Origin of the sequence: Clavibacter sp. VKM Ac-2872 (assembly GCF_015351105.1) — a bacterium.
Taxonomy (GTDB): domain Bacteria; phylum Actinomycetota; class Actinomycetes; order Actinomycetales; family Microbacteriaceae; genus Clavibacter.
Genome location: NZ_JADKRR010000003.1, coordinates 1 through 11849 on the forward strand (window position 1 = coordinate 1; position 11849 = coordinate 11849).

General features: G+C 73.4%; 12 protein-coding genes. 2 read left to right on the plus strand and 10 right to left on the minus strand.

All coding sequences use genetic code 11. The features are described from left to right. Positions 1–95: 95 nt before the first annotated feature. Positions 96–1412, minus strand: a complete 1317-nt coding sequence (gene tyrS / locus ITJ40_RS12860; RefSeq protein ID WP_194667450.1) for a tyrosine--tRNA ligase — start codon at positions 1410–1412, stop codon at positions 96–98. A 192-nt stretch (positions 1413–1604) separates the two neighbouring features. Between tyrS and ITJ40_RS12865 the strand changes: the two genes are divergently transcribed. Next, positions 1605–2282, plus strand: coding sequence for a DNA-binding protein (locus ITJ40_RS12865; protein WP_194667451.1), 678 nt, complete (start codon positions 1605–1607; stop codon positions 2280–2282). Further along, entirely contained in the window at positions 2279–2878 is a 600-nt protein-coding gene (locus tag ITJ40_RS12870) for a hypothetical protein (protein ID WP_194667452.1), read from the plus strand. Before ITJ40_RS12865 ends, ITJ40_RS12870 begins: the two co-directional genes overlap by 4 nt. Before the next feature lie 18 nt (positions 2879–2896). On the opposite strand, the gene ITJ40_RS12875 is transcribed toward ITJ40_RS12870, so the two are convergent. The 9 genes from ITJ40_RS12875 to argC form a co-directional block, all read right to left on the minus strand. After that, complete coding sequence (locus ITJ40_RS12875; protein WP_194667453.1) at positions 2897–3511, minus strand: DNA-3-methyladenine glycosylase; 615 nt, start codon at positions 3509–3511, stop codon at positions 2897–2899. A 7-nt stretch (positions 3512–3518) separates the two neighbouring features. Beyond that, on the minus strand, positions 3519–3656 hold the full coding sequence (locus tag ITJ40_RS12880) for a hypothetical protein (protein WP_015490633.1): 138 nt from the start codon (positions 3654–3656) through the stop codon (positions 3519–3521). After that, the gene (gene argH, locus ITJ40_RS12885) at positions 3653–5131 is read right to left on the minus strand and encodes an argininosuccinate lyase (RefSeq protein ID WP_194667454.1); all 1479 of its coding nucleotides are present in this window, start codon (positions 5129–5131) and stop codon (positions 3653–3655) included. The genes ITJ40_RS12880 and argH overlap by 4 nt, the downstream gene beginning before the upstream one ends. A gap of 4 nt (positions 5132–5135) precedes the next feature. Beyond that, positions 5136–6374 carry an argininosuccinate synthase gene (locus tag ITJ40_RS12890; RefSeq protein WP_012038683.1) on the minus strand — a complete coding sequence of 413 codons (1239 nt, stop codon included), beginning with the start codon at positions 6372–6374 and terminating at the stop codon, positions 5136–5138. A 47-nt stretch (positions 6375–6421) separates the two neighbouring features. Further along, positions 6422–7345 (minus strand): ornithine carbamoyltransferase, encoded by a 924-nt coding sequence (gene argF / locus ITJ40_RS12895; RefSeq protein WP_194667455.1) that lies wholly within the window; start codon positions 7343–7345, stop codon positions 6422–6424. Between the two features lie 150 nt (positions 7346–7495). After that, positions 7496–8713: an acetylornithine transaminase gene (locus ITJ40_RS12900; protein ID WP_194667456.1), complete on the minus strand. Its 1218-nt coding sequence runs from the start codon at positions 8711–8713 to the stop codon at positions 7496–7498. Then, positions 8710–9621: an acetylglutamate kinase gene (gene argB, locus ITJ40_RS12905; protein ID WP_194667457.1), complete on the minus strand. Its 912-nt coding sequence runs from the start codon at positions 9619–9621 to the stop codon at positions 8710–8712. The genes ITJ40_RS12900 and argB overlap by 4 nt, the downstream gene beginning before the upstream one ends. Before the next feature lie 23 nt (positions 9622–9644). Next, on the minus strand, positions 9645–10799 hold the full coding sequence (gene argJ, locus ITJ40_RS12910) for a bifunctional glutamate N-acetyltransferase/amino-acid acetyltransferase ArgJ (RefSeq protein WP_194667458.1): 1155 nt from the start codon (positions 10797–10799) through the stop codon (positions 9645–9647). Next, positions 10796–11845 (minus strand): N-acetyl-gamma-glutamyl-phosphate reductase, encoded by a 1050-nt coding sequence (argC, locus tag ITJ40_RS12915; RefSeq protein ID WP_194667459.1) that lies wholly within the window; start codon positions 11843–11845, stop codon positions 10796–10798. Before argC ends, argJ begins: the two co-directional genes overlap by 4 nt. Positions 11846–11849 lie beyond the last annotated feature (4 nt).

Below are 11849 nucleotides of genomic sequence, written 5' to 3' on the forward strand. Positions count from 1 at the left end.
CGGCGACAAGAGGAGACATTACGCGGACCACCCCACCCCCGCAAAACAACCCGCATCCCGGGCGTGTCGCGAAGGTGGATCAGAGGAAGGGCGGATCAGGCGTCGATTCCGCGGACGGTGAGGCCCGCGAGCGTCTTCTTTCCCCGGCGGATCACGGCGAAACGGCCGTGCAGGAGATCGTCCACGACGGCGGCCGCATCGCCCACGGCGACGTTGTTCACGTAGACGCCCCCCTGCGTGATCGCGCGCCGAGCCTCCCCCGCGCTCGAGACGAGACCGGTGTCGACGAGGGCCTGGATGACCGAGGTGCCGGCCGCGATCTCCGCGGACGGCAGCTCCCCCAGCGCCGCGTGGAGCGTCGGCTCGTCGAGCGCGCTCAGCTCGCCCTGGCCGAACAGCGCCTGCGCCGCGGCGATCGCGGCCTCGGTCGCCGCGATGCCGTGCACCAACGTCGTCACCTCCCATGCCAGCGCGCGCTGCGCCTCGCGGCGGAAGGGCTCGGCCTCCACGGCGCGCGCCAGCTCCTCGATCCGCGCCCGGTCGAGGAACGTGAAGAGGCGCAGGCGGTGGATCACGTCCCCGTCCTCCGTGTTGAGCCAGAACTGGTAGAACGCGTACGGGCTCGTGAGATCGGGGTCGAGCCACACCGCGTTGCCCTCGCTCTTGCCGAACTTGGTGCCGTCGGAGTTGGTGATCAGGGGCGTGCCGATGGCGTGCGCCGTGCTCCGCTCGCTGCGGCGGATCAGGTCGGTGCCGCTGGTGAGGTTGCCCCACTGGTCGCTGCCGCCGGTCTGCAGCACGCAGCCGTACGTCCGGTGCAGCTCCCGGAAGTCGAGGCCCTGCAGGATCTGGTAGCTGAACTCGGTGTAGCTGATGCCCTCGTCGGAGTTCAGTCGCGCGCTCACCGCGTCCTTCTTGAGCATGGTGCCCACCCGGAAGTGCTTGCCCACCTCCCGGAGGAAGTCGATGGCGCTCAGCGGCGCCGTCCAGTCGAGGTTGTTCACGATGCGCACGGCGTTGTCGCCCTCGGGGCTGAGGAATGCCGACACCTGCGCCTGCACGCGGCCCACCCAGTCCGCGACCACCTCCGGGCTGTTGAGGGTGCGCTCCGCCGTCGGCCGGGGATCGCCGATGAGGCCCGTCGAGCCGCCCACGAGTCCGAGCGGCCGGTGCCCGGCCAGCTGGAGGCGGCGCATGAGGAGCAGCTGCACGAGGTTGCCGAGGTGCAGGCTCGGCGCGGTCGGGTCGAAGCCGCAGTAGTACGTGATCGGCGGACCGGACAGCAGCTCCTTCAGCGCATCCTGGTCCGTGGAGACGTGCACGTACCCGCGCCAGACGATCTCCTCCCACACGTCCTCGAAGGACGGGTCGTTGCGCTGGGAGGAGAGGAGGTCGGGGTCGGCGTTCGTCACGCGATCACGGTATCAGCGCGGCATCGCCGGGCGCGGGACGCGGCGCGAGCCGAGGGACGGCGTCGTCGGTGGTCCGCGGCATGCTCGTGTCCACCGGGGGATGAGCACATCAATCCGCTGTCATTGATCAGCATGAGTCAAGTGCAGGGCATTGATGTGCCATGATCAACCTCAGGGACTTGAGGAGAGCGCATGTTCGTCATCACGGCCGACCAGAAGGCCAGCCGGCACGACATCGACCGTGCCGGGACCGGACGCGACGACCTCGCGGCACGCTACGCGGGCCGCCTGGCGCTCCCGGTCGACCGCACGTCCGGCGATGAGGTTCAGGCGCTCGTCGACGACGCCGCCACCGCGCTCGACATGGTGCTGCTGCTCACGCGCGCCGGGCACTGGAGCGTCGGCCTGGGCATCGGGACGGTGCGGACCCCCCTCCCCCGGGCGACGCGCGAGGCGACGGGGCCGGCGTTCATCGCCGCCCGCGACGCCGTCACCGCCGCCAAGCGCAGCGCGACGCGGTTCGCCCTCGCCACGGATCCGCCGACCACGCGCGCCGGCGACGGCCCCGCACCCGGGCCTCCCGGCTCCGCGGAGGTGGAGGCGCTCATCACCCTGCTGCTGCTCGCGCGGGATCGGCGCACCCCGCAGGGCTGGGACGTCGTGGACCGCATGTCCGACGGCGGGACGCAGCGCGAGGTCGCCGCCGAGCTGGGGATCACCCCGCAGGCGGTGAGCACGCGGCTGCGCACGACCGGGTGGCGAGCCGAGCGCGCCGCGATCCCCGGGCTCGTGGCGCTGCTGGCGCTCCTGGACGCCGGCGCCTCGACGGCCGGGTCCGCGGCGGCGACGCGGGACGGAGGCCGCTCATGATCGCCGCGGGCACCCCGGCGGAGGTCGCCGTCTGGATCGCCCTCTGCGTGCTCACCACCGCGGCCCTCGTGCTCGCCCTGCTGGCCGTGCGCTCCCCGCGCACGGGGACGGTCGCCGGGGCCGCCGCGGCCCTCGCCGCCGCGGTGGTGCTGGGACTCGCGCTCGACGGCCTCGCGTCCCCGCTGGTCGTCGGGTACCTCGGGCTCGTCGCCGTCGTGCTCGCGGTGCTGGGCGGCGGGTCCGCGTCCACCGTCGTGCTGGCCCTCGCGACGCGCGGGTCGGTTCCGCCCGGTGCGTACGGCGGGATCCTGGTCGCGCCGCGCGGGCAGGAGGACGGGCCGTCCGCGCTGCGTCGGCCGACCCGTGAGGTGCTGCGCGGCGGCGCGACGATCGGCATGCTCGAGCGGCTGGCCGTCGTGGCCGTCATCCTCGCCGGGTACCCGGAGGCGCTGGCGGTCGTCATCGCCATCAAGGGCGTCGGCCGCTTCTCGGAGCTCGGCGAAGCGGCGGAGGCCCGCGAGCGCTTCATCATCGGCACGCTCGTCAGCTGGCTGTGGGCCGCGACGTGCGCGGCGGTCGTGCTCGTCGTCCGCTAGCCGGCGGGCCAGCACCCCTCAGCGGCGGACGCGGGCGACGTGCGCGCGATACGGCGAGACCGTGGGGTCGCCGGGCACCCAGAACCGCCACGGGAAGAGCTCGCCGGATCCGCCCGGGCCGGACACGCCGACGCGCGGGCCCGATGCCGGCAGCGCGAGCGGGGCGTCCGGCATGACGAGCCGGTAGGGCGCCGCGTCGAGCGGAGCGCCGTCGTCGGACAGCGGGATGCCGAGCGCGACGGCGAGGCGCGCGGGGCCGCGCGCCAGGTCGCGATCGCGGACGGCGGCACCCCGGCGGCGCTGGGCGAGCTCGGCGCCCTCGACGATCTCCCCCGCGCGCAGCAGGACCCCCGCGCTCGTCCCCTCGGGCCCGCAGACGATGTTCGCGCACGTGTGCATGCCGTACGTGAAGTACGCGTAGAGACGGGCCGGCGGGCCGAACATGGTCGCGTTGCGCGCCCGCTTCCCGCGGAAGGCGTGCGATCCGGGATCCTCGCCCACCCCGCGGTACGCCTCCACCTCGGTGAGGCGGACGGAGACGCGCCCCTCCTCGGAGTCGCGCGACAGGGTGGCGCCGAGGAGCGCGGGCGCCACCTCGACCGCGTCGCGCGCGAAGAAGGCCGCGTCGATCACGCCGGGATCAGATCAGCTCGCCGTTGAGGCTCGCGACGACCACGACGAAGACCAGCACGGCGACGGCCACCCCGACGACCAGCGGCAGGAGCCACCGGTGCCGCGGCTCCGGTCGCTCGGGACGGCGGCCGTTCGAGAGCGTCACGCCGACGCCTGCGACGACGACGCCCGGCGCTCGGCCGCGGCATCGGCTCGCGCGCGCAGTTCGGCCACGCGACGCACCAGCTCGGCGCGCTGCTCGTCGACCCGGACGCGGGCGGTGCCGCCGACGCCGTCGCGGCTCGCCACCGACCCCTCGATGCTCAGGACCTCGCGGACCTCCGGCACCAGGTGCGGCGAGACCGCCCGCAGGTCCTCGTCGGTCAGATCCTCGAGGCCGACGCCCCGGGACTCCGCGAGCTTCACGAGCTCGCCCGTGATCTCGTGCGCATCCCGGAAGGCCACGCGGTGCTTCACCAGCCACTCGGCCACGTCGGTCGCGAGCGAGAAGCCCTGCGGGGCGAGCTCGGCCATGCGGTCGACATCGAAGCGGAGCGTCGCGATCATGCCGGTGAACGCGGGCAGCAGCACCTCGAGGGTCTGCACCGAGTCGAAGACCGGCTCCTTGTCCTCCTGGAGGTCGCGGTTGTACGCGAGCGGGAGCCCCTTGAGGGTCGCGAGCAGGCCAGACAGGTTGCCGATGAGGCGACCCGACTTGCCGCGTGCGAGCTCCGCGATGTCGGGGTTCTTCTTCTGCGGCATGATCGACGACCCCGTCGAGTACGAGTCGCTCAGCGTGACGAACCCGAACTCGCGCGTGTTCCAGAGGATGATCTCCTCGCTCAGGCGCGACAGGTCGATGCCGACCTGGGCGAGCACGAACGCGAACTCGGCCACGATGTCGCGGGCCGCCGTGCCGTCGATGGAGTTCTCGGAGCTGCGCGCGAAGCCGAGGTCGCGGGCGACCGCGCCGGCGTCGAGGCCGAGGGTCGAGCCCGCGAGCGCGCCGGATCCGTAGGGCGAGACGTCGGCGCGCGCATCCCAGTCGGCGAGGCGCTCGAGGTCGCGGACCAGCGGCCAGCAGTGCGCGAGCAGGTGGTGCGCGAGGAGCACCGGCTGCGCGTGCTGCAGGTGCGTGCGGCCGGGCATGATCGCGCCGCCCGCCGCCTCGGCCTGCGCGGCCAGCGCGTCGACGAGCTGCACGAGCATCGCGTGGATCACCGCCGCGTGGTCGCGCAGGTACATGCGGACGAGCGTCGCGATCTGGTCGTTGCGGCTGCGACCCGCCCGGAGCTTGCCGCCGAGCTCGGTGCCCGCGATGTCCATGAGGCCGCGCTCGAGGGCGCCGTGCACGTCCTCGTCGGCCTCGGACGCGACGAGCGCGCCCGACCGGACGCGGTCCTCGAGGGTGTCGAGCGCCTGCAGCATGGCCTGCCGCTCGGCGTCCGACAGGTAGCCCGCGGACGCGAGAGCACGGGCGTGCGCCCGGGATCCGGCGATGTCGTACGGCGCCAGCTGCCAGTCGAAGTGCGTCGAGCGGCTGAGCGCCACGAGCTCCGGCGACGGGCCGCCGGCGAAGCGGCCGCCCCAGAGGGCGCCCGCCTCGCCCGCGCGGGAGGACGGATCCGTGCTCTCGGTCATGCGGCTACTCCGCGGCGGGCGCGGGGTCGGCCGCCAGCGCGGCCTGCTCGACCGCGAGGTCGCGACGCGCCGAGATCTTGCTCGGCAGCGACCACAGCTCGATGAAGCCCTTGGACAGCGACTGGTCGAACGTGTCGCCCGTGTCGTAGGTGGCGAGGTCGAAGTCGTACAGGCTCGACTCGCTGCGGCGGCCGGTGACGACCGCGCGTCCACCGCGGAGCGTCATGCGGATGTCGCCGGAGACGTGGCGCTGCGAGTCCTCGATGAAGGCGTCGAGCGAGCGCTTGAGGCCGGAGAACCAGAGTCCGTCGTAGACGAGGTTCGCCCAGTCCTTCTCGACGCCGCGCTTGTAGCGGCCGAGGTCGCGCTCGATGGTGAGGCTCTCGAGCTCCTCGTGCGCCTCGATGAGCGTCATGGCTGCGGGGGCCTCGTAGACCTCGCGGCTCTTGATGCCGACGAGGCGGTCCTCCACCACGTCGATGCGGCCGATGCCGTGCGCGCCGGCGGCGGCGTTGAGCTCCTGGACGATGCGCAGCGGCGAGTAGCGGACGCCGTCGATCGCGACGGGGACGCCCGCCTCGAACGTGATGGTCACCTCGGTGGCGTCGCGCAGCACGTCCGGGTCCTGCGTGTACTCGTAGAGGTCCTCGATGGGGCCGTTCCACGGGTCCTCGAGGAAGCCGGTCTCGACCGCGCGGCCCCAGACGTTCTTGTCGATCGAGTAGGGGCTCTTCTTGCTCTGCTCGATGGGCAGGTCGTGCTCGTTCGCGTAGACGATGGCCTTGTCGCGCGTGAGGGCGAGGTCGCGGACGGGCGCGATGGAGGTGAGGTCGGGGGCGAGCGCGGCGACGGCGGCCTCGAATCGCACCTGGTCGTTGCCCTTGCCGGTGCAGCCGTGCGCGACGCTGTTCGCGCCGAGCTCGTGGGCGACGCGCGCGAGGTGCTTGGCGATCAGCGGACGGCTCAGGCCCGAGACCAGCGGGTAGCGCTTCTGGTAGAGCGCGTTGGCCTTGAGCGCGGGGACGATGTAGTCGTCCGCGAACTCGTCCTTGGCGTCCACCACGACGGCCTCGACCGCGCCGCAGTCGAGCGCGCGCTGCCGGATGACCTCCATGTCCTCGCCGCCCTGGCCGACGTCGACCGCGAGGGCCACGACCTCCTTGCCGGTCGCGTCCTTGAGCCAGCCGATGCCGACCGAGGTGTCGAGTCCGCCGGAATATGCCAGTACCACGCGTTCGGCCATGCCGTTCTCCGTTTCGTTGCTGAGGTGTCTCGGGGTGTGGGGCTGCGTCAGGACTGGCGCAGGAGCCAGACGAGCAGCGCCTTCTGGGCGTGGAGGCGGTTCTCCGCCTCGTCCCAGACCACCGATCGCGGGCCGTCGATGACCTCGGAGGCCACCTCGTACTCGCGGTCGGCGGGAAGGCAGTGCAGGAAGATCGCGTCGTCGACCGCGTGCTCCATGAGCTCGGTCGTGACCTGGTAGGCGCCGAGCTCGGCGAGCCGCACGGCCTTCTCCTCCTCGCGGCCCATCGACACCCAGGTGTCGGTGACCACGACGTCGGCGCCCGTGACGGCCTCGACCGGATCCGTGAGGACGCGGACGGACCCGCCCGTGGACGCGGCGATGCGTCCGGCGTCCGCGACGACGGCCTCCGACGGCACGTAGCCGGCGGGTGCCGCGATGCGGACGTGCATGCCCGCGGTCGCGCCGGCGAGGAGGTAGGACTGCGCCATGTTGCAGGCGCCGTCGCCCAGGAACGTGAGGGTCTGGCCGGCGGGGTCGCCGCGGTGCTCCCGGATGGTGAGGAGGTCGGCGAGGAGCTGGCACGGGTGGAAGTCGTCGGACAGGGCGTTGACGACGGGGACCGTGGTGCCCGCGGCCATCTCCTCGAGGCCGGACTGCGCGTAGGTGCGCCAGACGATGGCCGCGACCTGGCGCTCGAGCACGCGCGCGGTGTCGCTCGCGGTCTCCTTGCCGCCCAGCTGGCTGTTGGCGGTGCTGATCACGAGCGGGACGCCCCCGAGGTCCGCGATGCCGACGGCGAAGGAGACGCGCGTGCGGGTCGAGGACTTGTCGAAGATCACGGCGACCGTCTGCGGACCCGCGAGGGGGCGCTCGGACCAGCGCTCGCGCTTCAGCTGCACCGCCAGGTCGAGCACCTCGGCCTGCTCGGCCGGGCTCAGGTCGTCGTCGCGCAGGAAGTGGCGGGTCATCGCATCGCTCGCTCTCGGGGGACTCGGGGGTCCGACAAGCCTAGGGGACGTGCGGGGGCGGATCCGTCCGCGGGCACCCCCGCGCGGGGGTGCCCGCCGACGGGTGCGGCGGGAGGCGCGGACGCTCGTGCCGGCCGGCTCCCGCCCGGGTCAGCGCAGGTGCGCCAGCGCTCGGCCGAAGCGCTCGCGGAAGTCGCGCACCTCGGCGTCGCCGACGATGAGCGGCGGCGCGATGCGGAGGCTGCGGGCGTTCGGCGCGTTGATGATGAGCCCCTCGCCGAGCGCGGCGGCCGCGATGCGCCCGCCGTCGTCGTGGTGCAGGCCCACGCCGATGAGGAGGCCGCGGCCCCGCACCTCGGCGATGAGCGGGGAGTCGAGGCCGGTGATGGCGGCGCGGATCTCCTCGCCGCGGCGCGCGGCGTTCTCCACGAGCCCGGCGTCCTCGATCTCGGCGAGCACCGCGTTCCCCGCGGCGGTCGCGAGCGGGTTGCCGCCGAACGTGGATCCGTGCTGGCCCTTCTGCAGGAGGTCGGCCGCGGCGTCGAAGGCGACGAGCGCGCCGATCGGGACGCCGCCCGCGATGCCCTTGGCGATCGTGACCGCGTCGGGCCGGACGCCCTCGTGCTCGTAGGCGAACCAGCGGCCCGTGCGGCCGACGCCGGTCTGGATCTCGTCGAGGATCAGCAGCGCCCCGTGCTCGCGCGTGAGCTCGCGGGCGCGGCGGAGGAAGCCCGCCGGCAGGTCGACCACGCCGGCCTCGCCCTGGATCGGCTCGAGGATGAGCGCCTGGACGGTGTCGTCGATGGCCGCCTCGAGCGCCTCCATCGTGGGCTCGATGTGCTCGACGCCGCCGGGGAGCGGGAGGAACGGGGCCTGGAGCGCGGGCTGCCCGGTGAGCGCGAGCGCGCCCATCGTGCGGCCGTGGAACGAGCCCTGGAGCGTGATGACGCGCGTGCGCTGCGCGGATCCGTTGCGGCGCGCGAGCTTGAAGGCCGCCTCGTTCGCCTCGGCGCCCGAGTTGCCGAAGTAGACGCGACCCGTGTCGCCCGCGCCCGTGATGCGGCGGAGGCGCTCGGCGAGCGCGATCTGCGGCGGCGTCGCGAAGTAGTTGGACACGTGGGCGAGCGTCGAGACCTGCTCGGTGACCGCGCGGATCAGCGCCGGGTGCGCGTGCCCGAGCGAGTTGACGGCGATGCCGGCGAGGAAGTCGAGGTACTCGCGCCCCGTCGAGTCCCACACGCGGCAGCCCTCGCCGCGCACCAGCATGGCGAGCGGCGGGGGCGACGAGCGCATCATGGCGGCCTGGAACCGGTCGGACCACTCGCTCTCGGTCTGCGTGGTGCGCCGTTCTGGCTGGGTCGTGGTCATGCGGGCACGACCTCCGTTCCGATTCCGTTCGTGGTGAAGATCTCGAGGAGCATGGAGTGCGGGATGCGGCCGTCGATGATGGCGGCCTTGGCCACTCCCCCGTCGACGGCCTCGAGGCACGCCGCCATCTTGGGGATCATTCCGGATTCCAGCGAGGGCAGCAGCGCGCGGAGCTCGTCCGCGCGGATGTCGGAGACGAGCGATCCGCGGTCGGGCCAGTCGCGGTAGAGGCCGGCGACGTCGGTCAGGATCACGAGCTTCTCGGCGCCGAGGGCCACGGCGAGCGCGGCCGCCGCGGCGTCGGCGTTGACGTTGAGGGAGACAGCAGGGTCGGACTCGTCCGGCGCGATGGAGGAGACGACGGGGATGCGGCCGGCGTCGAGCTGCGCGAGCACGGCCGTGGTGTCGACGGAGACGACGTCGCCCACCAGGCCGAGGTCGACCTCGACGCCGTCGACGACCGCGCCGCGCCGGCGGCCGGTGAACAGCCCGGCGTCCTCGCCCGACACGGCCGCAGCCAACGGGCCGTGCGCGTTGATGCCGCGCACGACGTCGCGGCTGACCTGCCCGGTGAGCACCATGCGGACGACCTCGAGCACCTCGGGCGTGGTGACGCGGTATCCCCCGCGGAACTCGCTCTCGATGCCGAGGCGCGTGAGCATGGCGCTGATCTGCGGCCCCCCGCCGTGCACGACGACCGGACGCAGCCCGGCGTAGCGGAGGTACACCACGTCCTCCGCGAAGGTGCGCGTGAGCTCCTCGTCGACCATGGCGTTGCCGCCGAACTTCACGACCACGATGCGGTCGTGGAACCGCTGCAGCCACGAGAGCGACTCGATGAGGGTCGCGGCCTTCGACTCGGCCTGCGCCTGGTCGCGGTCGGCCGCGTCCTGCGTGATGGCGGTCACGTCCGTCCCGTCTGCGTCGCCCATCAGCTGGCGTACGCGCTGTTCTCGTGCACGTAGTCGTGCGTGAGGTCGTTGGTGAGGATGGTCGCGGTGGCGTGGCCCGCGTGCAGGTCGATGAGCACGTGCACCGCGCGCGGGTGCAGGTCGACCAGGTCGCGGCTCTCGTGCGGCTCGCCCGCCCGGCACACCTGGACGCCGTTGATGGCGACGTCGATGCCGTAGGGGTCGAACGCGGCGCCCGTCGTGCCGACCGCCGCGAGCACGCGGCCCCAGTTGGGGTCGTTGCCGAAGACGGCGGCCTTGAAGAGGTTGCTGCGGGCGACCGCGCGGCCCACCTCGACGGCGTCCGCGTCGGACGCCGCGTGCACGACCTCGATGGCGATGTCGTGCGACGCGCCCTCGGCGTCGGCCTGCAGCTGCTCGGCCAGGTCGGCGCACACGGAGGTGAGCGCGGACTGGAAGGCGACCGCGTCGGGGACCACGCCGGACGCGCCGCTCGCCAGGAGCGTGACCTGGTCGTTGGTCGACATGCAGCCGTCGGAGTCGAGGCGGTCGAACGTGACGCGCGTGGCCTCGCGGAGCGCGGCGTCGAGCGCGGCGGCGTCGAGGTCCGCGTCGGTCGTGATGACGACCAGCATCGTCGCGAGGCCCGGCGCCAGCATGCCCGCGCCCTTGGCCATGCCGCCCACGGTCCAGCCGGCGTCGGACGCGCGGACGGACTGCTTGGGCTTCGTGTCGGTGGTCATGATGGCGCGCGCCGCGTCGTCCCCGCCGCCCTCGGAGAGCGCGACGGAGACGCGGGCGACCCCGTCCTCGAGCTTGTCGAGCGGGAGCTGCTCGCCGATGAGGCCCGTGCTGCAGACGAGCACGTCGCCGCTGGAGACGTCGAGCGCGCGGCCGACCGCCTCGGCGGTGGCGTGCGTGACCTGGAACCCGCGGGATCCGGTGTAGCAGTTGGCCCCGCCCGAGTTGAGGACGACGGCGCTGACCCGGCCGTCGCCGATGACCTGACGCGACCACAGGATGGGGTTGGCCTGGCAGCGGTTGCTGGTGAACACCGCGGCGGCGGCCTGCGACGGGCCGGTGTTGCGGACGAGGGCGACGTCGAGCGCGCCCGTGGACTTGAGTCCGGCGGCGACCCCCGCGGCGACGAAGCCGCGCGCGGCGGTGACGCTCACGGGGCCACCCCGTTCACCGGGAGGCCGAGATGCTCGGGGAGGCCGAGCGCGATGTTGGCCGACTGGATCGCCGCGCCCGCCGTGCCCTTCACCAGGTTGTCGATGGCCGTGACCGTGACGACGCGGCCCGCGACCTCGTCGATGGCGAGGCCAACGAGGGCCGTGTTGGATCCCGTGACGTCGGACACGTTCGGGAACGACCCCTCCGGGAGCAGGTGCACGAACGGCTCGTCGGCGTACGCGAGCTCCCACGCGGCGCGCACGTCGTGCGCGGAGAACCCGGGCGCGAGGCGCGCGGTGGCCGTGGCGAGGATCCCCCGGGCCATCGGCACGAGCACGGGCGTGAACGACACGCTCACGTGCCCGCCGCCCGCCGTCTCCAGGTTCTGCCGGATCTCCGGCGTGTGGCGGTGGGTGCCCCCGACCGCGTACGCGCTCGCGGATCCGAGGATCTCGCTGGCCAGCAGGTTCGTGCGGAGCGAGCGTCCCGCGCCGGACGGGCCGACCGCCAGCACGGCGACGATGTCCTCCGGCTCGATGACGCCCGCGCGGATGCCGGGCTGCAGGCCCAGCGTGATGGCGGTGACGTTGCAGCCGGGCACCGCGATGCGCTTCACGCCCGACAGGCGCGTGCGCTGGGTGCCGCCCTCCTCCGCGTGCAGCAGCTCGGGCAGGCCGTACGGCCAGGCGCCCGCGAAGTCGCCGCCGTAGAACGCGTCCCACGCGGCCTCGTCGACCAGGCGGTGATCGGCGCCGCAGTCGACCACGAGCGTCTGGTCGTCGAGCTCGGCCGTGATCGCCCCGGACTTGCCGTGCGGCAGCGCGAGGAAGACCACGTCATGGCCGGCCAGCTGCTCGGCGGTCGTCTCGACGAAGGTGCGGTCGGCGTACGAGGTGAGGTGCGGGTGCACCTGACGCAGCCGCTCGCCCGCGTTCTGGAAGGCGGTGAGCGTCTGGACCTCGAGGCGCGGGTGGTCGGCGAGCAGGCGGAGGAGCTCCCCGCCGGCATAGCCGCTCGCGCCCGCGACGGCGACTGAGAATGACATGCCT